Origin of the sequence: Halioxenophilus sp. WMMB6 (assembly GCF_033283405.1) — a bacterium.
GTDB lineage: Bacteria > Pseudomonadota > Gammaproteobacteria > Pseudomonadales > Cellvibrionaceae > Halioxenophilus.
Map to the genome: position 1 here is coordinate 447973 of NZ_JAWMQR010000002.1, position 23567 is coordinate 471539.

Sequence of the window (23567 nt, forward strand, 5' to 3'; positions counted from 1 at the left end):
AGGCTCAGGCCTGTTATAGTTTTCGAAATCTTCTTGGCGCATGGGCCCGCACTATTGTCAACAGTGTTACCCAAGCTTTTTGGTTTGATAATTAGACCTTTGTCTAAACGCAGGTTAGACCAAAGAACAATATGGTCGGTTTGTGCCGCCACCCTCCCCTCGCGCTTCGTCATACACTCACCGATTTCCTGGTCATCGCTGGGCGATAATGGCGGAAAAGTTCCCTTAGACTTTGGTCTAAGTTCGACTAAGGCCTAATGTCTCGACTCGACAAAAATGGTTAGAAAGTCTGCCATTGCAGTACTTTGAAAATAAAAATTAACTCAAAAACGATAACAATAGGAGAGTCTCAATGAGTCGAGTATTCAACGAGCACGCGTCTGTTTCACGGCTGTTCAGCAAATCCCTTCCCTACAAAAAAGTTCTGCCGGCACTGATTATCGCCGCCGGTGCGACCTGTTCCGGCCTGGCTGCAGCGGATGATGTCAGTAAAAAAATCGCTGACCTGGAAGCGGAAATCAACGCCCTTAAAACCAAGGTCGAATCCAAATCGGGACCCGAGGTAAAACCCGGCACCCATTTCCAATACGGCGGTTTTATTAAAACCGATTTTATTTTTAGTGAGTACTCCGATGGCGACCGCGCTTCTGCCTCCGTCGGCGACGACTTTTTAGTACCGTCGGTTATTCCGGTTGGCGACGGCAATTACGACAGCGACCCGGTGTTCGATGCCAATGCCAAGTTCAGCCGATTCTGGTTAAAAACCACCACCAAAGCCGGCGATGGCAGCGTAACCTCTTATATAGAGATGGATTTTAACGCGAGCAACGACGAGCGTTTAACCAACCAATCCAGCAACGGCCTGCGCCACGCCTTTTTGCAATACAACTATGGTGAAGGCGACTCCATTCTCGCCGGCCAAACCTGGTCCACTTTTTTTAATACCGCCGCCCTGCCCGAAGCGATTGACTTCGTTGGCCCCACCTCCGGCTCACTCTTTATTCGGCAGACACAAGTCCGCTTCACCAAAGGGCTGGGGGCTGGCAAATCGTTAATGTTCTCTCTGGAAAACCCCTCCACCAGTTTGTACGACGGTGGCGCCGGTTTTAGCAGTAACCAGTACGATAACAACAGCCTGCCCGATGTCGTTGCCCGCTATAACGGTAGTGCCGGTGACTTCAGCTACTCCTTCGCCGGCATGCTGCGCGAAATCGCCTACAAAGATACCGGTTCCGGTTCCGAAAGTGACGAACTGGCCGGTGCGGCTAACTTCTCCGGTGTGTATAAATTTGGCAACGGCGACAACATTAAAATGTCACTTAGCTACGGCACCCTCGGCCGCTACATCGCCCTCAACGCCTTCCGCGATGGTGTGATTGAAGCCGATGGCGGTATTGATCTGGTCGATACCCTGGGTGGTTTTGTTGCCTATCAACACAGCTGGAGTGAACAGTGGCGCAGTACCTTCTCCTACGCCACCAGCACCGCCGACAACCCCAGCTCCGCTGGCGGCGCAGTTACCAAAACCGTGAGTAACGCCAACGCCAACATACTCTACTCACCGGTCCCCAAACTTACCTTTGGTGCTGAAGTGATTTTCGCCGAGCGCGAATTGGAAAACGGTACCGACGGTGATTTGCAACGCCTGCAATTTATGGCCAAGTGGGTCTTCTAGCCGGCAGCGGAACTGTGCACTTGCTCGTCATTCCCGGGTGAGTGCATCAATTTTTAACAACAATAATGAGAGGTACAGAGAATGGCTTTTAAATCGGAAGATGATGCCAAAGCCTACTGGAAGGAAAACCTCAAACTGGTGTTGATTTTATTCATTATCTGGTTTGTGGTCTCTTTTGGGTTCGGCATTTTGTTGGTGGATGTCCTCAACAAAATATCGCTAGGCGGCTACAAGCTTGGCTTTTGGTTCGCACAACAAGGTTCGATCTACACCTTCGTTGTGTTGATTTTCTATTACGCCCGCAAAATGGGCCAACTCGACCGTAAATACGGCGTACATGACGAGTAGGCGGGGTACTCAATTATGGAATTAAGAACATTAACCTATATCGTCGTCGGCCTCTCTTTTGCGGTGTACATTGGTATCGCTTTGTGGGCCCGTGCCGGCTCCACTAAAGAGTTCTACGTTGCCGGTGGTGGCGTGCATCCGGTTGCCAACGGCATGGCGACCGCCGCTGACTGGATGTCGGCCGCATCGTTTATCTCCATGGCGGGTCTGATTGCCTTCATGGGTTACGGCGGCTCTGTATTTTTAATGGGTTGGACCGGTGGCTTTGTAATTCTGGCCATGCTGCTGGCCCCTTACCTGCGCAAATACGGCAAATTTACCGTGCCGGAATTTATCGGCGATCGTTTCTACTCGCGCAAAGCACGTGTGGTGGCGGTTATCTGCCTGATTATCTGTTCAACGACCTACGTTATTGGCCAGATGAAAGGTGTTGGCGTGGCCTTCTCCCGCTTCCTGGAAGTGAGTTACGAAACCGGTCTGTTGATCGGTATGGTGATCGTCTTCTTCTACGCGGTATTGGGTGGTATGAAGGGTATTACCTATACCCAGATTGCGCAGTACTGTGTGTTGATTCTGGCCTACACCATTCCGGCCATTTTCATCTCCCTGCACCTGACCGGTAACCCACTGCCACAACTGGGCTTGGGTAGCACCTTGAGCGGGACAGATGTCCACCTGCTCGACAAACTCGACCAGGTGGTGACGGAACTCGGCTTTGCGGAATATTCGACGAGCGTCAGGGGCAGTACATTAAACATGTTTGTCTATACCCTGTCACTGATGATTGGTACCGCGGGCCTGCCGCACGTGATCATTCGCTTCTTCACTGTACCCAAGGTGAAAGATGCCCGCTCTTCCGCTGGTTGGGCACTGGTATTTATTGCCATTCTTTACACCACTGCCCCTGCGGTTGCCGGTATGGCCCGTTTTAACCTGATGCAGACCATTGAGCCCGCACCCGGCCAGTACCTGGCCTACGACGAGCGCCCACAGTGGTTCAAAAACTGGGAAAAAACCGGCTTGCTGGCGGTTGAAGATAAAAATGGTGACGGCCGAATTCAGTACAGCTCCGATGCCACCACCAATGAGATGGTGAAAATCGATAACGACATCATGGTGTTGGCCAACCCGGAAATTGCCAAGTTACCCAACTGGGTAATTGCGCTGGTGGCTGCCGGTGGTTTGGCCGCTGCGCTGTCCACCGCTGCCGGCCTGCTATTGGCGATTGCTTCGGCTATCTCGCACGATCTCTTGAAAGGGGTATTTATGCCCGACATTTCCGAGAAGAATGAGCTGATGGCGAGCCGGATTGCCATGGCCGCGGCCATCGCCGGTGCCGGTTATTTGGGCTTTAATCCGCCGGGCTTTGCCGCCGGTACTGTGGCCCTGGCCTTCGGCTTGGCCGCTTCGTCGATCTTCCCGGCATTGATGCTGGGTATCTTCAGCAAGCGTGCCAGTAAAGAGGGTGCCATCTCTGGGATGGTGGCGGGCATCACCGTTACCCTACTGTACGTGTTCCAGCACAAAGGCATTATGTTTATCCCCGGTACCGAGTATCTGGGCAGCATGCAGCCCAACTGGTTCCTGGGTATTGAGCCCAACGCCTTTGGTGCGGTTGGTGCGCTGGTTAACTTCGCCGTTGCGCTGATTGTTACCAAGCTGACCGCAGCACCACCGGTGAGCGTGCAGGAGTTGGTGGAACATATTCGTGTACCTACCGGCGTTGCCGATGCCCACGACCACTAAGCAACATTAACTAACTGAAACGCTGTCACCGGCATTAACCAAAACGCCGGTGGCAGCAAAAAACAACTCAATTTTTTTTGTTCTCGACACCAGCTCGAGAACCAAAGCCGACAGCGAGTTTGTTCCGCAAGAAGCTTAGCAGCGCCCTAACTGATCTCTCCAGGCCGGGAATTCCGACTTGATTGGGGCGCTGATTTTTTTTCACAATAACTACAATTACCAAAAGCCCGTTACGTAAGGGCTTATTTTTGCAGAGGTGCCACTATGTTTTTCACCAACAAGCACGTCGTTGCTGCACTGATTATTGCGCCCATTTTGGCCATACTCAGCTACTTTGGCATCGACCGGATGGTCTCGGAAAAGCCCCACGCCGCCCAAGCCGGTGAATCCTACGCTCTGGCCAGCAAGCCCAACTGCCACTACTCCAGCGGCCAATGCGAGCTTAAAAACGGCAGCTTTGAACTGACAATCAACCCCATATTCAGCGACGATGGTTTGGTGACACTGCAGTTAACCAGTAACGAACCATTGAGCTCCGCCCACTATGCCGTGGCCAACGCCAGTGGCACGGAAAGCCAACCCCAATCCTGGGCCGCCGCCAACGACGATGGCACGGTGTGGACCACCAGCATGCTGGATGTGGCCGACGAACAGCAGCTGCAGCTTGTCGTCAACGCCAGCGATACGCTCTTCTACGGTGAAACGGGCCTGGCATTTATTCATTACGAAACCAGTTTCCATCGCGATTTTCGTCAACCCTAGGTTGGCAGGGATTATATGGCCACTCCCCGCAACGACGATCTGCGTCTGGTCACCAATTTTCTCGACGACTGTTTGCCGTTTGACGAATTACCAGCCGAAGAGCTCGACCGGCTCGCCACGCAGCTGTTAATTCAGTATCAGCGCCAGGGTGATCAACTCAACAGTGAGCAGAGCAAGCCCGGTCTGCGCATTTTACGCAGCGGTGCCGTCGAGCTGTATGACAGTGACGAGCAGTTGATCGAGCGCCTGGCCGAAGGCGACAGTTTTAATCTGCACGGCCTGGCTGAAAAACATTCGGGCACCAGTGCCGAATTTATCGAAGACAGCCTCGTCTACTTTTTACCGATGGCAGACTACCAGGCCCTGCGCAGCAACCACCGCCATATCGACCGCTATTTTCGCAGCCAACGCAGCCGCCGCCTGCGCCGCTCGGTGCGCCAGATCAGCGCGCCGGAGTATCTGAGCCGACGCCTGGCGTCGCTCATGTCGCGCAAACTGGTTAGCGTCGGCCCCGAGCAGAGCGTACAGGCGGCCGCCAAGCTGATGACCGCCGCCCGCGTCTCATCGGCCCTGGTACTGGCCGATGACCAATTGCTCGGCATTATTACCGACCGCGATCTGCGCTCACGCGTGGTGGCCGCTGGGCTGCCCATGACCACCGCCGTAAGCGAAGTGATGACCATCACGCCCAAGACGCTGCCCGACGACGCCAGTGTCTTCGATGCCACCCTGTTTATGACTGAAAAGGGCATCCACCACATCCCCGTCACCCAAGCCGTCGATGGCAAACTGGCCGGCATTATCACCACCTCGGATCTGATGCTGGCACGCCAGAACGATCCGGTGTTTTTGGTCACCCATGTCCATCGACAAACCAGTGTCCGCGGCCTGGTCGACATCTGCCAACAGCTGCCGCAACTGATGAGCCAGTGGATCAGTGCCGGTGGCCGCGCCCACCAGGCCAGCCGCCTGCTCACCGCTATCAGCGACGCCGTCACCCGGCGTTTGATCGAGCTCGCCATCGCCGAACTGGGACCGGCACCGGTGCCCTTCTGCTGGCTCGGCTTTGGCTCCCAGGGCCGCGGCGAGCAACTGCTCGGCGCCGACCAGGATAACGGCCTGCTGATCAACGATAGCATGCGGGCCGAGCACGAACCCTGGTTCAAGGCGCTGGCCGAGCGCGTCTGCGATGGTTTGAACGAGTGCGGTTATCCCTACTGTAACGGTCTGGTGATGGCCACCACCGACCAGTGGCGCCAGCCCTTGCAGGGCTGGTGTAAAACTGTGGATCAATGGACGCGCTCACCCACCAAAGATGCAGTGATGCGGGTGAGTATTTTCTTCGATCTGCGCGCCGTCTATGGCGATGAGCAACTCGCCCAGTCGCTGCAGGCCCACATGTTGAAGCGCTCGCAGGGCAACTCTATTTTTCTCGCCGCCCTAACCGAAAACGCGCTCGACGTGCCGGCACCTCTGGGCCTGTTTCGCAACTTAGTGGTGGAGCGCAGTGGCGAGCACCGCAACGAGCTGGATCTAAAACTGCGCGCGATAGCCATTATTGTCGATATCGCCCGTATCCATGCCCTCGCCCACGGCCTGACCGAAGTCAACACCTACGCCCGTCTGAAAAAATTGATGCTGGAGAAAAAACTGGCTTTAAGCGATAGTAGAAACCTGCAGGATGCCTGGAACCTGGTTATGCAGTTGCGTGCCGAAAATCAGGCCGAGCAGATTGCACAGGGCGAAAAGGTATCCAACTACGTCAATCCCGACAAACTATCGAAACTCATGAAACGTCAATTGCGGGATGCCTTTTCGGTAATTGCCGATGCCGAGCAGGGCATCGCACAAACCTACCGACCTGGAATGGCTAGGTGATCTGGCAAAAATTCACTCTTGGATTGTTACGCCGCTACCACGCACACCGACTCAAAAAAAATCCATCACCGCTTGCCCAACTGCTGTGGCAGTGCTGGCAGAGTGCCGCTGCAAGTGACCACGGCCAACTGCTGGCGGTCGACCTGGAGATGTCGGCACTAACCACCCATGAGGGCGAAATCGTCGCCGCCGGCTGGGTCGCCATCGACGGGCAAAATATTCGCTTTGGTAGCGCTGAGCACCATCTCGTCTCCGCCAACAACAGCGTGGGAGATAGCGCCACCATTCATCACCTGCGCGATTGCGACCTGGCCGCCGGCGGCGACAGCGAGTCGATGGTAGCGGCGCTGTTACGCGCCGCCAATGGCCGCACCTTATTATTTCACAACGCCAGCCTCGACCTCGCCTTTCTCAATCAGTTGTGCCGGCAACTGTGCGGAGTACCACTGCTATTGCCGCACCGCGATACCCTGTTGATCGAAAAACGTCGACTGGAGGCGTCCAATCAAATCCTCAAGGCCAACTCACTGACACTGTTCCAGTGTCGCCAGCGTTACCACCTGCCCGATTTTGCCGGCCATAACGCCCTCGCCGACGCCCTGGCAACCGCCGAGCTCTACCTCGCTCAAAACGCCTATCGCCGCGGGCGCAACAGTCGCCATTAAGCCAATGATTTCTGACAGGTAGCGGCTGACAACCAGGTAGTTTAGCCTGACGAGTCAATTGTAAAAGCGCAGTATCCAGTGCACCAGATTTGTTGTATTCCCCTACCAGAAATACCGGTACGAACTCCCAAAAAAGCAGGCTACTGACCCAATGCGATTCAGGAACCTTCGAGCCAGCCACCTTCAAGGCCACTCCTCACTGCGATTGGTCGCCAAGGGTGATTGCCGGCAGGGTATTTTGGGTTATCCCACTGCGCCATCGGCCGCTTGCTAGCTCGGGTAGACAGAACATGCCCTCTTCCCGTTTAAAGCATCTGATCAAAGAAAACCTCTGGTTCCGCCAACTCATTCTGGTCGTTATTTTCGCTAGCTCCTGCTGCCTGGGAATGTTGGCTTGCTATCTGCAATATCAGCGGGAGCTTGAACACCTGCTCGCCGAAAAGCGCGAGGCACTGCTCTCGGACTCGCTGCAAATTCAGGATCTACTGGTCGACCCCGCCGAGGTGCTCACCTCACTGCACCGCGAACCCACCACCGTACAGGCCATTAGCCAAAACGGTCAGGTGAACACAACCGCACTGGCCAGCAAACTGCTGGATATCAGCAATCGCCACAGCCAGTTTTTAAAAGTGCGCTTTATTGATACCCGTGGCCGAGAGGTGGTACGGGTTAACCGCAAAGCTGATGTACCTGTGCTGGTACCACCAGAAAACCTGCAGGATAAAAGCAACCGCTACTTTGTGGTCGATGCCCTGCAGCTGGCAAACAATCAGATCTATGTGTCCGAGCTCGATCTGAATGTTGAAAATGGTCTGATCCAGGTGCCCTCCATTCCCACCATTCGCGTCGCCACACCGGTGTTTGACAACAACAATCAGCGCCTGGGAGCGTTGATTATTAACATCGATATGAGCGGTCTGTTCAATCAACTGGCCAACCATCAAAGTGACACACCGCTATTTATTGCCAACCACCAGGGGCAGTGGCTGCTCGCCCCCAACCCGGATAAATCCTGGGGTTTCCTGCGCGGCCAAAGCAGCAGCCTGAAGTTAGAACAACCTCAATTGTGGGCGGCCATCCAAAAGGCCGAACGGGGGGTGTTCAAATTCGACCACCAGCTCTGGCTGTGGTCGGTCACCTGGCCACTCTCGCCGAGCCAGGCCATTCATAACCATCAGGTGGTATCGAACGCGCATCTGGTGTTGCTCTACCATATCGGCGAGCCACAAATCCGGGCGCTGCAAAGCCGGTTGGCAAAAACCTGGTGGCCAGTGATTATTCTGGTCTCGGCGATCATCGCCGCCGCTTTTTACGGCCTGGTGAAATTGTTGGCCACTCGCCAGTCCGCGCTCTTGCGGGCCAAGCAGGCCGAGGAGTTAAACCGAGCCCTGTCCCGGGCGCGTGCCGCCGAACAGGAGGCCATGCGTTTCGTACAGGCCAATATCAACGGCATTATCACCATCGACTCCAAAGCCAGAATTTTATCGGCCAACCCTGCCGCCGAGCGGCTGTTTGGCTACCCTGCCGGCGGCTTGACCGGCCTCAGCATGGCCGAACTGATCCCCAAAAAATACCGCTTCAGCGAAGACCTGATGGGTGACGAAGGGCTACAGCCAGCCGACATGATGCAGTGGGTTAATGGCCGTACCGTTTACGGCCTGAAACAGGATGGCAACCCCATTCCGATGCAGGTCAATGTCAATTTAATGACCGACAAAAAGCCCTATGAATTTGCCGTCACCATAGTCAACCTAACCGACCGCCATCGGGCTCAACAAAAAATTAACTATCTGGAAACCCACGACACGCTCACCAATCTGCCCAATCGTTCGGCGCTGATGACCGCCCTCGGTGATGCCCTCGCCAACAGCCGCAAGCACCATCAATATTTTCTGCTGGCCATCGTCGATCTCGATTTTTTCAAACACATCAACGACAGCCTTGGCCACGAGTATGGCGATCAACTATTAAAGGCCACCGCCGAGCGGCTGTCGGCTATCAAAGGGTTGAACACCTGTGTCTATCGCATCTGCGGCGATGAATTTGCGGTGTTTGTGCCGGGCATTAGCGAGCTGGAAACCAGTACCGCCATTATCACCACCGTACTCAGTTCGTTTCATAAGCCATTCTCTGTTGGCCAGGATAAGGTCTGGCTGCAGGCCAGCGCCGGAATCAGCGTCTACCCGCTGGATGGCAAAACGCCGGAAGAGCTGCTGCGCAATGCCGACTCCGCTCTCTATCGCATCAAGCAGGAGGGGCGCAACGGTTTTCGCTTCTACACCCGTGACCTCACCGAGCAGGCGCGCAAACGCCAGCGCCTGGAAAACGACCTGCGCAAGGCGATCAAAAATGTCGAACTGCAGCTCGCCTATCAGCCGCAAATCGATACCCGCACCAACACCCTGACCGGTATCGAGGCACTGCTGCGCTGGCAGCACGCCCGCTTAGGCCCCATCTCGCCGACGGAATTTATCCCCATTGCGGAGGCCTCCGGGTTGATGATATTGATCGGTAACTGGGTGTTGTTAACAGCCTGCCGACAGGCCAAACAGTGGCTCGACAGCGGCCTCGATTTTGGCCGGGTGTCGGTGAATATTTCCGGGTCGCAATTTAATAAGGGCGGGCTCTCCAACTATGTGCTGGAGGTACTGCAAAAAACCGGGCTGCCGGCCCAGTGTCTGGAGTTGGAGGTGACCGAGTCGTTCATTACCAATGAGTCCTATACCACCGCCGTGGAATTTAAAGCGCTGCAGGAGGCGGGTGTTGGTTTGGCTATCGACGATTTCGGCACCGGCTATTCATCGCTCTCGCGCTTGAAACAGATGCCTTTTAAAGCACTTAAAATCGACCGCTCATTTATTAAAGACACCCCGGAAGACAGCAACGATGTTGCCATCACCAAGGCGGTAGCCTCCATTGCCAATAACCTGGGCTTGGAGGTAATCGCCGAAGGGGTGGAGACCAAAGCGCAATTGGATTTTGTTAAATCCCTCGGCTGTTACAAGGTGCAGGGGTTCTACTTCAGCAAACCCCTGCCACCGGATGAGCTGTTCACAATTTACAGCCAACAGGCGATGAAAGCGTAATCCGCTCGACCACTCATTTCCCCACTTATTCACCGCACTCTGATGCCACGGCACCGCTCACCACTAATTGGCCGGCGCCGGGCTCACCGCCTCTGGCTCGCTTTCGAGCGGCGCAATTTTGATATTCAGGTAGGCGAAGATAATAGTCATGATTGGGCTGATAATGCAGAAGAAGGCAAACGGAGCGTAGGTTATTGTCGCCACCCCCAAGACACCGGCATGGAAGGCGCCGCAGGTATTCCATGGCACCAGCACCGAGGTAACGGTACCGGAATCCTCCAGTGTGCGGCTTAAATTTTGTGGTGCCAGGCCGCGCTTGCGGTAGCTCTCGGCGTACATACGCCCGGGCAGCAGCACCGCCAGGTATTGGTCGGAGGCCGAGGTGTTGGTAAAAATACAGGTGGCCACCGTCGCCGAAACCAAGCCACCCACCGATTTTACGTGGCTGATCAACGCCTCGGTAATCTGCCGCAGAAAGCCACTGGCCTCCATCACACCGCCAAAAATCATGGCCGAAATAATCAGCCAGATGGTGTTGAGCATGCCCGCCATGCCGCCGGAGGAGAGCAGCTCATCCAGGGTTTCGTTACCGGTTTGCAGTTGGGTGTCGCCAAAGGCGGTCTGCATAATGCCAACGTATTTTGACCACTCGGCATCGCCCACTTCGGCACCAATCTGATCGACAATGGGCAGCTGAAAAATAAAAGCAAAAATGGCCCCCAACACGGTGCCGGTAAAGAGCGCCGGCAGCGGCGGAATTTTTTTCACAATCATCACCAACACACACAGAGGCACCAACAGCAACCAGGGGGTGATGTTAAAACTGTTGTCGAGTGCCGCCAGAATCTCCTCAATGCTAGCCGCATCGAGAGCGCTGCTGTGACCAAAACCCAAAACCAGATAGAGCAGCAGCGCCAGAGTGATGGAAGGGATGGTGGTGTAGGTCATGTAGCGGATGTGGGTGAAGAGGTCGGTGCCGGCGGAGGCGCTGGCGAGGTTGGTGGTATCCGACAGCGGCGATAGTTTATCGCCAAAGTAGGCGCCGGAGAGGATCGCCCCGGCCACAAAGGCGGGGTTGATACCCAGCACCTGGCCAATGCCCATTAACGCGATGCCGATGGTGGCGGAGGTGGTCCAGGAGCTGCCGGTAAAAATAGAGACCACAATACAGATAATGCAGGCGGCAAAGAGGAAGATCACCGGATTGAGTACATGCAGCCCGTAGTAGATCAGGGTGGGAATAATACCGCTCACCAGCCAGGTACCCGACAGCGCCCCCACCATCAACAGAATTAGAATCGCCGGAGTGGCCAGCTTGATGCTGTGTACTATCCCCTCTTCCAAGGTAATCCACGAGCAGCCATAGAAAAACGCCAGGGCCGCGCCCAGCGCGGCGGCGACAACCAGAATGATCTGGTTGGAGCCGGAGATAGCATCATCTTTAAAGATAAAAACGTTGAGTGTTAACAGGGCGATCAGCATTGCGATGGGCAGAATCGCAACGGCCAGCGGTGGCGTTTTGGTCATGCAGTTACCTTACTGTGAGCGGGTCTAATCCCTACCTTCGACGAACAAGCAGGCCACCCGCCCAACTTTTATTGGCGTGCGGCAAGCCGGGCTGACCCGTTCCAATCAACGTTGAAAATCGTAGATCGGGCCAACCTCCTGGGTTTGCAACTGCAATAGCTGCACCAGCTCGGAGAGGGCAACCTGCACCTCAACCATCAATGCCGGGTCGGCCAGGTCGGCCGCGCCCAGCTCATCCCGGTAGTGGCGATTGACCCAGTCTACCAGCTCACCGTAGAGCGCGTCGTCCAGAAACACCCGTGCCGGGCACTGGTTGATCTGGGCCTCACTCATCACCACCCGCAGGCGCAGGCAGGCCGGCCCGCCGCCATTGCGCATGCTCTGTTTCAGATCGAAGTAGAGCACCTCATCAATGGCTGGGTGATCCGCCTGCAACCACTCCAGATAACCGTGCACCGTGCGCAGGTGCATGCACTCCATCGGCACCACAATGGTCGCCCCCTTACGCCCGGGGCGGCGCAGCAGCTGGGAGTTGAACAGGTAGGAGTTGACCGCATCCTCAATGGGCACCTCCAGAGCTGGCACCTCGATGAACTCGATGCCGGCACTGCCGGGAATCTCTTCGGCGCGATAGGCATCATTGAGCTGGCTGCGCAGGCTCTCCGACTCCAGGAAGGCCAGTTGGTGGTAGAAGAGCAGATTGCTGTCACCCACAGCGATGACATCGTTGTGAAACACCCCGGCGTCGATGGCGGCCGGGTGCTGCTGGGCAAAGACAGTGCGCTCCGGCGCCAGGCGGTGGTGACGGGCAATGGCCTGGCTCGCCTCCAACGTCTGACGGGCGGGAAAGCGCTCGGGCTTCGGCGCCAATTTGTTAAAAGCCGAGGCACCATAGACAAACAGCTCCACCCCCGGCTGACCATAGCTGTGGCAGAAACGGGTGTGGTTGGCGGCCCCCTCATCGGCAAAAAAGGCGCCGGCCGGCAGCGCCGGGTGGTGCACGTAGTCGTCGCCAACAAAGATGGAACGCAGAATACGCTCGGTGGTGGGCGCCTCGATGGAGCGGTGAAACATGCTGCTCAAATTGGCGGCGGTAAAGTGGGTTTTGTTATCAATGGTGTCGGCGAAGGGGGAGACGGTGGCGGCATTGGCCACCCACATATTGCTCGCCGAGTAGACCCCCTGCACCAGTTCCGGCGCCTGGGCAATCGCCTTGGCCAGCAGCTCGGCGTCGCTCCGGCCGGTAAAGCCCAGCCGTCGCAGGCTGGCCAGGTGGGGGCGGTCGTGAGGCGGCAGCACCGCCTGCTTCAGCCCCAGGTCGGCCAGCGCTTTCATCTTCGCCAAGCCTTGCAGCGCCGCCTGCCGGGGCGACGCCAGCTGGCCGGCGTTGGCACCGGAGGCGAGATTGCCCCGCGCCAGGCCGCCGTAGTTGTGGGTGGGCCCCACCAGGCCATCGAAGTTGACCTCCCAAACCTGGCTCATAGAGTGACTCCCGGACTGAAGCTCTCCGGCAGGGTCAGCTGCTCATCGAGCAGGCTGGCCATCGGATGGGCACAGTAGTCGGCGGCGTAGAAGGCGCTGGGCCGATGGTTGCCACTGGCGCCGACGCCACCAAAGGGGGCGCCACCGCTGGCGCCGGTTAACGGCCGGTTCCAGTTGACGATGCCGGCCCGGGCGCGGGGGTGAAAGTAGGCCCAGTTGGCGGGGTTGTCGCTCAACAGGCCGGAGGAGAGACCAAAGCGGGTGTGGTTGGCCAGCGCCACCGCCGTGGCGAAATCCGGCGCCCACTGCACCTGTAACAGCGGGCCAAAGTACTCCTCGTCGGGCAGCTCGGCCAGGGCCGAGACATCGATAATGGCCGGGCTCAACAGGGGTTTGTGCTCGTGCAGGCGCGCCATGGTTAACAGTGGGTGGGCGCCGGCGTCGATCAAGCGCGACTGGGCCGCCAGCAACGCCTCGGCGGCAGCGGCATGGATCACCGGCCCCATAAAGTCGTCGTCGGTAAAGCCGACCGAAATCTGTTTGCCCGCCGCCACCAACTGCTGCAACAGCGCTTCGTTTTGCGCACTGCGCACCAGTATCAGCCGCCGGGCACAGGTGCAGCGCTGGCCGGAGCTGACAAACGCCGACTGGATAATGTGGTAAATGGCAGCGCGGATATCCTCCACCTGGTGCACAATCAGCGGGTTGTTGCCACCCATCTCCAGCGCCAGCAGCTTCTCTGGCCGGCCGCCAAACAAGCGGTGCAGGCGGGCACCGGTGGCGGAGCTGCCGGTAAACAGCAGGCCGTTGAGCTGCTCGTGTTCAGCCAGCAGCTTGCCGGTTTCACCACCACCCTGCAGTAAGTTGAGCACACCGGTGGGCAGGCCCGCCGCCTGCCAGCAGCGCAGCATCAACTCGGCGGTGGCCGGTGTGCACTCGGAGGGCTTGAACACCACGCAGTTACCCGCCAGCAGCGCCGGCACTATGTGGCCATTGGGCAGGTGGCCGGGGAAATTGTAGGGGCCGAGCACCGCCAGTACCCCTTGCGGGCGATGGCAGAGGTGGGCGTGCACCGGCCCGCTGCGGTTGTCGGTAAGCCCGGTGCGCGCCAGATAGGCGGCAATCGAGAGATCGATCTTGCCGATCATGCTGGCCACTTCGGTTTTACTCTCCCACAGCGGCTTACCCGTCTCCCGGTGAATCACCTCGGCCAGTGCCGTCTGGTGCAGCTTTAGCTGCTCAGCATAGGACTGCAGTAACGCCTGCCGGTGGGCAAAGTCGGTCAGCGACCAGTCGGCAAAGGCGAGCTGGGCGGCGCGTACCGCCTCATTCACCAGAGCGGTACCGGCGCTGGCTCCGCGCCATTCGGTCTGCTCCAGGCCGGGGTTTTCCGGGTGCAGAAGTTGTCCGTCACCGGCGCGCCAATGGCCGCCGATAAAACATTCGCCGCTTAGGGGTGGGGAGATTAGTGAAGTCATAGTGGTAATCCTGCTGTGGGGTGCCCCTAACGCAGGGGCAGCACGGAGATACTTGCGCCAACATCAACCTGAATTGCATCCAGCACCCCCTCCGACACCGCCACCTGGTGGTTTTCCAGCATGCGCATGCGGCCAATCACCGCGCGAAACGCGCCAAAATTGCGGTTGCTGATAATGCACTCGATATCGCCGGGGTTTTCACTGTCGTCGGCAAAGGTGGTGCTGATGGTGTAGTCGTGGGTCTGGTTTACCGAAACAATACGCTCTTTTTCACACTGCACCACCGGCCCGGCATCGAAAATATCCACCAGCCCCTGGTAGCGAAAACCCTCTTTCTCCAGCAGTTTTTTCGCCGCCACCGAATCACGATTGGGTTGGCCGATAACCGACACCGCCTCGGGCGGCAACAGCTCGAGGTAGACCGGAAAGCGCGGCATTAAATCGGAGATAAACTGGTAGCCATTCACGGCACTGATAAAGTCCGCTTTTAGAAAAGGCATATCAAAAAATTTGTTGCCCAGGTTGTCCCAAAACGGCGAATTACCATCGACATCCAACCAGCCGCGAATTTCGGCAAAGACGACGCTGGCAAAATAGTCGCTGAAGTCGCGAATAAACATAAATCGCACCCGCGATAAAAACTGGCCCACCTTGCCGCTGCGAAAATCGGATTTTAAAAAGAGCGAGACCAGTTCGGTTTCGCCGGTAAAGTCGTTGCACAGATTAAGCGTGTTGCTGTTAACGGTAATGCCCAACTGCTCTGACTTGGACATATGTCGGGAGAGCTTGTAGTTGTAAAACGGCCGGGTCAGGCCAACGCCGGTGTGCATGCCGCAGGTACCGGCAATGGCGCCAGTGTGTTGATCCTCCAACACAAAAAAGAAGATCGCCTCTTCGATGCAACCGGGTTGCGCGGAAAGCTGAAAACTGCGCTCCACCAGCTCCAGTTTTTTCTGCCAGGTATCGCGGTTAAAGGGCATGCTGGTCATGCCGCCGGGCAGTGACGCCGACAACTCCAGCAGTGCCGGCAGGTCGGAAAGTCGTGCTGAGCGAATAATCATAAGCGGTCCTTATTGACTAAGTATCGATCTCAAAGGCGTTACCCGGCTTTTGGCCGGGTGCAGCCGGTCACGGGAGGGCGATTGCCTGTGGTGGTGTTAACAGTTGCTTGAGTTGTTCGCCATCCGCCGCCGCGCGCTGGAGCAGCAGGTAGCTCAGCTTGGCCCGCTCGGTGAGGCTGTCGACCAGCATAAACTCCTGGTGGGTGTGTATCTGGCCACCGCGCACCCCCAGGGTATCGATATTGGCCAGCCCCGCCGCCGCCAGATTATTACCATCACAACAACCGCCGGTGGCTTTAAAGGTCACCGGCACCTGCAAGGTCGCACCGCAATCGGCGAGCCAGTCGCAGAGCAGCCTGTGAGCGGCGCTGCTGGCTTTGGCCGGACGGGTGAAGCCGCCAAACAGCTCCAGGGTAATCCCCTCCTGCTGGTTTATCTGTTGGACGATGGCCGTTATCTGTTCCTGCAGCCACTGCTGCTCGGCGTGGTCGGCCACCCGCACATTGAAGTGGGCGACGGCGTTATCGGGCACCACATTGACCGGGCCACCGCCCTGTATCCTCCCCAGATTGACGGTAACCCCCGGGTAGCCGGCCGCCGCCTGCCGATTGAGCCCGTGCAGGGCCACCAGCGCCTCGGCCAGGGCGGCAATGGCGTTGCGCCCCAGGGCAAACTCGCGCCCGGCATGGGCCGAGCGGCCGCTGGCGCGCAGGGAGAAGTTGCCACTGCCTTTGCGCTCACTGGCCAGGGTGCCATCGGCCAGGGCCGGCTCGTAGACCATACCCAGGTGGGCCTGGCCGGCAAACTCGGCCAGCAGCGGCCCGGAGGCAAGCGAGCCGGTCTCCTCATCGGGGTTAATCACCACCCGCCAGCCCAGCTGTTTGGCCTTGGGGTGCTGCTCCCAGGCGGCCAGCGCCTGGTACATGGCCAGCAGCCCGCCTTTCATATCCGCCACCCCCGGCCCCTGCAAAATATTCCGTTGCGTGAAGTGGGGGGTTTGAAAGGGGGAGTCGGCGGGGAATACGGTATCCATGTGGCCCACCAGCAGCACCTGCACCGGTGCCTGGGGACGGGTGGCAAAGGTAAGCAGCGGTGCCTGGGGCAGCGACAACAGCTGGCCGTCGTCGGCCAGCCGTTCAACATTGGCCAGAGCAATCGTTTGTGACTGCTCGGCCAGGGGCGTAAACAGCGAGCTGATCTCTTTCGCCATACGCGCCAACCCCGGCAGATTACTGGAACCGGAGTTAATGGCGGACCAGGCCAGCAGCCGCTCAAGCAGGGCATCAGCCGCCCGGTCGATCAACGCCAAACGGGGATCCGCAGTAACGGTCACAGTCGTCTCACAGTTTGGCGTGGCCATTGGCCAGCGAGGTGGTCTCGGTGATGGCCGCCTCCGCCCAGGTCTCGGCCTGGTCGGCCTCGGCCACCACCTCTTCCAGAATAGCCACGGCCTGGGCGATGTGCGCCTCACTCACGTTCAGCGGCGGCAGCAGGCGCAGCATATTGGCACCCGCCTTACCCACCAGCAGCCCGCGCTCGCGCAGGCTCAGCAACAGCTCGCTGTTGGGTGGGCCGCACTCAACACCGATCATCAGGCCAGTACCAGCCACCCCTTTCAACACTCGTGGGTAGCGATCACAGAGGCTCTGCAGCAGACGCCGGCACTTCTCCCCTTTGGCCGCCACCGAGGCCAACAGCCCCTCTTCCAACACCAGCTCCATCACCTTGTTGGCCACCGCCATGGCCAGTGGATTGCCGCCGTAAGTGGTGCCATGGCTGCCAAATTTCATCGCTTCGGCCACCGCTTTGGTAGCCAGGCAGGCCCCCACCGGGAAGCCGCCACCAAGGCCCTTGGCCGAGGCCAGAATATCGGGTTCCACGGCCAGCAGCTGGTGGGCAAAGAGCGCCCCCGAGCGGCCGATGCCACACTGCACCTCATCGAACATCAACAGCAGGTTGTGGTCGTCGCACAGCTGGCGCAGCCCTCGCAGGAACTCTTCGCTAGCCGGCCGGATACCCCCTTCCCCCTGAATCGGCTCGATAATAATGCCCGCCGTCTGTGGCCCAATCAGCTGCTTAAGCGCCGCCAGGTCATCCCAGGGGGCGCGGTCGAAGCCGTAGTCGCCGACAATAAATGGGTGACAGTGGGCGGGGTTGCCCGCCGCCGCCACCGCCGCCATGCTGCGGCCATGGAAACTGCCCTCAAAACCGATAATGCGATACCGCTCCGGGCGGCCGATGTGAGCCTGGTACCCGCGGATAGCCTTCAGCCCCGCCTCCACCGATTCGGTGCCGGAGTTGGTGAAAAAGACGGCATCGGCAAAGCTGTTCTCGGCCAGTACCGTGGCCAGACGCTCGGCGCCGGGGATACGAAACATATTCGACAGGTGCCACAGTTTACCGGCCTGCTCGGTGAGTGCCGCCACCAGTTGCGGGTGGGCGTGGCCAAAGCCGGTAACCGCTATACCGGAGATAAAGTCGAGAAAAACCCGGCCATCCTCGCTGTATAATTCAGTGCCACGGCCGTGGCTGAAAACCAGATCCATGGGCGGTGCGTAGGTTGGCCAGAGGTGCTCCCTGGCAGAAAGCTGTTCGCGCGGAGAGTGCGCCAAATTTTGTTCGGTTGGAGCTGCCTTGTTGGTTGTGTTCACGACCCAGTTCCTCGTTATAGCGATTAGCGCAAAAAATTAGCACAACAGTCGCCAAATAAGCTGTCTAATTTCTACCCATAAACACAGAAGCGGAGCCAGAGTCAGGGGTTCTCCGCAGAATATTCGGCAACACCGGGAGCGAGCCGTGAAACTGGATAAGATTGATATGAACATCCTGCGCACCCTGCAGGACAACGCCCGCATCACCAACCAGCACCTGGCCGATACCATCGCCCTCTCACCCAGCTCCTGCCTGCAGCGGGTGCGCCGCCTGGAGCAGGAGGGGATCATCAGCGCCTACCACGCCCAGATAGAGCTCAACCGGCTGTTTCGGCATCTGGTCTGCATCGCCACCGTGGCGATGAAAAACCACACCCAGGATGAGCTGCGCGCCTTTGAAAATTTGGTCAATGCCATTCCCGAAATTGTGGAGTGCCTGACGGTAAGTGGGGAGTTTGATTTCTTTCTAAGGGTGGTCTGCCCCGATATGGCCAGGTACCTACAAATCAATGAACAGCTGGTCAGTTCGGTGAATTGCGCCATCACCATCAATACCCATGTGGTAATGAGTGAAAACAAGCGTTTTCAGAGTGTCGACCTGGCCACCCTGGACCCAGCCACCAGCTGAGCCAAAATCGCACTATTAGCGAACAATTGGATAAAATTTGCACCACATTGCGACGTGAATTTTCGAGCGCTCTTGCCTGAAAATAGCGTCTGTGGTTTGCTTGCACCAATAACGAAGATTCTTGGGAATTCAAGCGCCAAACAGTCACAATCTTTGGCCGAATTCAGACCAAGGAAATTAACCCTTGTTTGGCACCCTATTTGCCAAACCTGTCAACTCAGTCAGGATTGATTGCGGTAATTGGCAGCCGCGCCTCACAGACCTGATCAAACCACGTGGATTTCACAGCGGATGGTGATACCCCCCTCTGGGAAACCCCAAATAACACCACGAACTCGATTCATAACAATTGAGCACTAAGGACAACATAATGATTAGCAACGGCCGCTTTCACCGTAACCCTTTACGAACCGCTATCAGTGTCGCCACTTTGCCGGCTACCCTCTTGGTAGTACCGCAACTGGTGTTGGCAGAAGCGGAAACCAAAAAAGAGCCCGGCATCGAGGAGATGATCGTAACCGCCACTCGCCGTGAAGAGAGTGTGATGGATATCCCCATCAACATCACCGCGGTCAACGACACCATGATCGAAGATCTGCGCCTCGATGGCATCGCCGAAATTGCCCGCTACGTACCCGGCTTAACGGTTATCGACCGCGGTCCGCGCGATGAGGTGCCCGATATTATGGTGCGCGGTCTGAACACCACCGGCCTCGGCCCAGGTTTCGGGAGTGACACCGTCGCCACCTATTTTGGCAATATTCCGCTACTGGTTGATATCAAACCGGTCGACCTGCAGCGGGTGGAAGTACTGATCGGCCCACAGGGCACGCTTTATGGGCAGGGCACCATGGGCGGCGCCATCCGCTATATTCCCAAACTCGCCGACCCCAATGAATTCAGCGGCGAAGTGCGTTCGCGCATGGCGCAAAATGTCGAGAGCGACAACCCCGAAGGCGAACTGGGCTTTACCATCAACCTGCCCTTAATCGCCGACCAGATGGCCCTGCGCCTCAACTACGACCACCTCGATGACCCCGGTTTTATCGATTACAACTACGTGGTGCGCGAGCCCGGTATCTCCAACCCAGAGGTCGCCTCCGACCTGCGCAAGGTGGCCGACGCCAACGGCGAGAAAACCGACTCAATGCGCCTAAATTTGCGTATTACCCCGTTTGAGGGTTTTGAATACAACCTCTGGTACTTTAACCAGGACACCAAGGCCGAGGGTCGACAAATTTCCAACCAGGCCGCCTACGGCACTGGCGAATATGAGTCGGCCTACCGCTACGAAGAGCCCAACCACTACGAAAACCAACTGCTCAGCGTCGATGCCACCGCCGACCTCGGTTTTGCCGAGGCCACCTTCGTCTATGGTGGCTCGGATTATAAAGAGAAGGGGCAGCGCGATCAGACCGACCTGCTGATCAACTTCGAATACGGCTACGAGTTCTTCCCAAGCTTCTCTTCCTACACCCGTGAAATTGTGGATGAGGAGTCGGAGACCGTTGAAGTGCGTCTGGTCTCCCAGCACGAAGGCCCACTCTCCTGGGTGGTCGGTTACTTCAATAATGATGTGGAAGGGGTTGCCACCAGTGAAGAGTTTACCCCCCATTTTGATCAGTTTGCCGTCGACAACTACGGTGGCGTGCAACTGCGTCCTGATGCCCTGGAGTACTACTCCAAGGATGAGTACGCACTGAAGGAGATTGCCTACTACGGCGAGCTCACCTTGCAGCTGCTCGACTCCCTCTCGGTGACGGTGGGCTACCGCGACTATCGCTTTAAGGTCAACACTGTCGGCGGCTTCGACCTGCCTCTGTTCAGAACCGTGTTCCTCGGCGATGCTCCCGACTCTATCGACCTTAGCCTGGGTGAACCCGACCAGGGCACCTCCACCGGCGACCTCTGGAAAGCCAATATTGCCTGGGATATCACCGACAATGACCTGGTCTACTTCACCTACTCCCAGGGTTACCGCAACGGTGGTGTTAACTCGGTACCGGTTTGTACCCCGGACGACCTGGTCAACGAAAACCAGGCACTGTGTGCCCTGGAGAGCGAGAAGCTGATCGACCCAGACACCATCGACAACTACGAAATCGGCTATAAGGGGTTGATGCTGGACAACCGCCTCTCCGCCAGTGTCGCCCTGTATTACATCGACTGGCAGGATCTGCAGGTCGCCACCTCCACCGTCAACGGCTCCCTGCCCATCACCGGCAACGGCAGTTCCGCCGAGAGCAAAGGTCTGGAGTTTATTGGTCGCTACATCATCAATGAAAACTGGGAGGCAGCGCTCACCTACTCCTACACCAACGCCGAGCTGACCGACCGCGCCGATGGCCTGGTGGGGCAACTCGATGCCCTCTCCGGCGCCCGCCTGCCCGGCCACTCAGAGCATCAGGCCAGCTTTAACCTCACCTACAACACCCAGCTCAATAATGGTTGGGCTCTGGATGTAAACTACGGGCTCGTCTACTTCAGCGACTTCTTTAATATTGTGGGGGGTGATGAAGATCCGCTGGTCGACAGCTCCAGCGGCGTCGATGTCGCCGCTGATTACGGCGGAGAAGCGATTGATGGTTACGACATCCACCACCTCGCTGCCACACTCAGCAACGACACCTGGCGGGTACAGGCCTACATTGAAAACCTGTTTGATGACTACTATGTGCTGGGCACCCGTACCACCAAACGCAACCTCACCGCTGAGCAGGGAGGAACCGGTCTGACGATTGGTGACCACACCTTGCGTTCTTATGGTGAATATGTGGGTGCCCCGCGCACCTTTGGGGTTAGCTTGAGCTACTCTTTCTAGAGCGGCTTTGCGCCCTGTTAAAAGGCGCAGCTAATCCACCCTGCCGCCGGCCGGTTGCCACCACCGGCGGCAATACTTATTTTAGGTGACCCGGGTTTTTAAACCTGACGCTCATGACCAAGCTCGACGATATCAACCAGCTACTGCAAGCCGCCCACGATAACCTGGCGGCCGGCAACACCCGCGCGGCCCATCAAAACTGTATTGATGTTCTGCAGATCGACAGCCAACACCCGGAAGCCCATTTTTTATTGGGCGTCAACGCCCTGGAACGCAAAGACCTGGCGCGGGCCAAAACGCTGCTCACCATTGCCACCAAACTGGCGCCACAACGCATTCGCTACCATCTGCAGCTGGCGCGCTGTTACGCTCTGCAAAACAGCAATCATGAAGCACTGCTGGCACTCAAGGCGGCCATGGCTCTGGCCAACCCCAGCGCTTTCGACCTGGACACCATGGGCGTGCTACTCAGCCGCCTGGGCAAACACGCCGAGGCACTGGCCAAATTCCAGGAGGCCATCGCCAAGGCACCGGAGAATATTGAATTTCTCTACAACCAGGCCACCTCGGAGCGCATTAATGGCGAACTGGACGCGGCCGAGCAGAGCCTGCAGAAAATTATTCAGCTGCAGCCCGATTTTTACCGCGCCTACAGTTTGATTCCCGAGCTGCGCAAAGCCACCGCCGATAACAACTTGCTTGCTGCCATTGAAACCCAGCTGGCGAGCCCCTCACTCAACCCCATTGCCCACCTCCATTTCTGCCACGCGCTGGCGCGGGAGTATGAGCACCTGGGCGACCGACAACAGGCGATGCAGTGGCTGCACACCGGCAACGCTCAACGCAAGCGCGAGCTGCACTATCACGTTGAGGATGACCTGGCGCTGTTTCAGTCATTGCAGGAGCAGTGCGATCAACATTATTTTCACCAAAAAAGCCACGGCTACCGCCCGCGTAGCAACCAGCCAAAGCCGATTTTTATTGTCGGCATGCCACGCAGCGGCACCACCCTGCTGGAGCGGATTCTGTCCGGCCACAGCCAGGTAACCAGCCTGGGCGAGCTGCTCGATTTTCCCATCACCTTAAAGCAGCAGGCCCACACCCCCTCACCACTGGTGTTGGATGAGGAGACCATCCAAGCGGCAATCCAACTCGACCCCTACCGGCTGGGCGAAACCTACTGCCAGCGGCTGGAGACCTACAAGGCCACTACCCCCTATGTGGTCGATAAACTGCCGCTCAACTTTTTTAACATCGGCTTTATTGCCAGGGCCCTGCCCGAGGCGCGCATCATCTGCCTGCGGCGCAACCCCCTGGATATCTGCCTGAGCAACTACAAGCAGCTGTTTGCGGTTAATTTCTCCTATTACAACTACTCTCTCAACCTGGAGGATTGCGCCCGCTATCTGGTGGCCTTTGAGCAGCTGATGCAACACTGGCGGTCGGTGATACCTGAGGAACACCTGCTGGAGATTGAATACGAGGAGTTGGTGGAACACACCGAGGCCTACAGCCGCATTGCGCTCAACTTTGTCGGTCTGAATTTCGAGCCCGACTGTCTGCACTTTGAAAACAACACCGCACCGGTGGCCACCGCCAGTGCCGTGCAGGTGCGCCAGCCCATTTACAAGAGTTCGGTGCAGGCCTGGCAGCACTACGCCGATGCGTTGCAACCGGCGCAAAAAATTCTGCAGGAAGCCGGGCTGCTCTAAACTCGTCGGCAGGCTTTTTATGGGGGCAGGCGCCATTTATGAGGCAA

At 57.6% G+C, this 23567-nt stretch carries 16 protein-coding genes; 10 read left to right on the top strand and 6 right to left on the bottom strand.

Annotated features, from left to right (window positions below):
- Positions 1-352 precede the first annotated feature (352 nt).
- The 7 genes from SBL51_RS07675 to SBL51_RS07705 all read left to right on the top strand — a co-directional run bounded on the left by SBL51_RS07675 (position 353) and on the right by SBL51_RS07705 (position 10160).
- Positions 353-1675, top strand: coding sequence for a DcaP family trimeric outer membrane transporter (locus SBL51_RS07675; protein WP_317930311.1), 1323 nt, complete (start codon positions 353-355; stop codon positions 1673-1675).
- A gap of 81 nt (positions 1676-1756) precedes the next feature.
- Positions 1757-2023, top strand: a complete 267-nt coding sequence (locus SBL51_RS07680; protein ID WP_317930312.1) for a DUF4212 domain-containing protein — start codon at positions 1757-1759, stop codon at positions 2021-2023.
- 15 nt (positions 2024-2038) lie between these two features.
- Positions 2039-3769, top strand: a complete 1731-nt coding sequence (locus SBL51_RS07685) for a sodium:solute symporter family protein (protein WP_411860465.1) — start codon at positions 2039-2041, stop codon at positions 3767-3769.
- A 264-nt stretch (positions 3770-4033) separates the two neighbouring features.
- Positions 4034-4531 carry a hypothetical protein gene (locus SBL51_RS07690; RefSeq protein ID WP_317930313.1) on the top strand — a complete coding sequence of 166 codons (498 nt, stop codon included), beginning with the start codon at positions 4034-4036 and terminating at the stop codon, positions 4529-4531.
- A gap of 15 nt (positions 4532-4546) precedes the next feature.
- On the top strand, positions 4547-6409 hold the full coding sequence (locus tag SBL51_RS07695; RefSeq protein ID WP_317930314.1) for a DUF294 nucleotidyltransferase-like domain-containing protein: 1863 nt from the start codon (positions 4547-4549) through the stop codon (positions 6407-6409).
- Positions 6406-7074, top strand: coding sequence for a 3'-5' exonuclease (locus SBL51_RS07700; RefSeq protein WP_317930315.1), 669 nt, complete (start codon positions 6406-6408; stop codon positions 7072-7074). Before SBL51_RS07695 ends, SBL51_RS07700 begins: the two co-directional genes overlap by 4 nt.
- Positions 7075-7364: 290 nt before the next feature.
- Positions 7365-10160: an EAL domain-containing protein gene (locus SBL51_RS07705; protein WP_317930316.1), complete on the top strand. Its 2796-nt coding sequence runs from the start codon at positions 7365-7367 to the stop codon at positions 10158-10160.
- Positions 10161-10223: 63 nt separating this feature from the next.
- Here SBL51_RS07705 and nhaC read toward each other — a convergent pair whose 3' ends face one another.
- The 6 genes from nhaC to SBL51_RS07735 form a co-directional block, all read right to left on the bottom strand.
- On the bottom strand, positions 10224-11687 hold the full coding sequence (gene nhaC / locus SBL51_RS07710; RefSeq protein WP_317930317.1) for a Na+/H+ antiporter NhaC: 1464 nt from the start codon (positions 11685-11687) through the stop codon (positions 10224-10226).
- Between the two features lie 105 nt (positions 11688-11792).
- A complete protein-coding gene (gene astB, locus SBL51_RS07715) occupies positions 11793-13169 on the bottom strand; it encodes an N-succinylarginine dihydrolase (RefSeq protein WP_317930318.1) in 1377 nt (458 codons plus the stop codon).
- The gene (gene astD / locus SBL51_RS07720; RefSeq protein WP_317930319.1) at positions 13166-14647 is read right to left on the bottom strand and encodes a succinylglutamate-semialdehyde dehydrogenase; all 1482 of its coding nucleotides are present in this window, start codon (positions 14645-14647) and stop codon (positions 13166-13168) included. Before astD ends, astB begins: the two co-directional genes overlap by 4 nt.
- 26 nt (positions 14648-14673) lie before the next feature.
- Positions 14674-15708: an arginine N-succinyltransferase gene (locus tag SBL51_RS07725; RefSeq protein ID WP_317930320.1), complete on the bottom strand. Its 1035-nt coding sequence runs from the start codon at positions 15706-15708 to the stop codon at positions 14674-14676.
- Positions 15709-15775: 67 nt separating this feature from the next.
- Positions 15776-17041, bottom strand: coding sequence for a hydrolase (locus SBL51_RS07730; RefSeq protein ID WP_317930321.1), 1266 nt, complete (start codon positions 17039-17041; stop codon positions 15776-15778).
- A 7-nt stretch (positions 17042-17048) separates the two neighbouring features.
- Complete coding sequence (locus SBL51_RS07735) at positions 17049-18359, bottom strand: aspartate aminotransferase family protein (RefSeq protein ID WP_317930322.1); 1311 nt, start codon at positions 18357-18359, stop codon at positions 17049-17051.
- A gap of 145 nt (positions 18360-18504) precedes the next feature.
- Here SBL51_RS07735 and SBL51_RS07740 point away from each other — a divergent pair, with 145 nt between their 5' ends.
- The 3 genes from SBL51_RS07740 to SBL51_RS07750 all read left to right on the top strand — a co-directional run bounded on the left by SBL51_RS07740 (position 18505) and on the right by SBL51_RS07750 (position 23520).
- Positions 18505-18987, top strand: coding sequence for an Lrp/AsnC family transcriptional regulator (locus SBL51_RS07740; protein ID WP_317930323.1), 483 nt, complete (start codon positions 18505-18507; stop codon positions 18985-18987).
- 370 nt (positions 18988-19357) lie between these two features.
- Positions 19358-21808 carry a TonB-dependent receptor gene (locus SBL51_RS07745; protein WP_317930324.1) on the top strand — a complete coding sequence of 817 codons (2451 nt, stop codon included), beginning with the start codon at positions 19358-19360 and terminating at the stop codon, positions 21806-21808.
- A 113-nt stretch (positions 21809-21921) separates the two neighbouring features.
- Positions 21922-23520 (top strand): tetratricopeptide repeat-containing sulfotransferase family protein, encoded by a 1599-nt coding sequence (locus SBL51_RS07750; RefSeq protein ID WP_317930325.1) that lies wholly within the window; start codon positions 21922-21924, stop codon positions 23518-23520.
- Positions 23521-23567 lie beyond the last annotated feature (47 nt).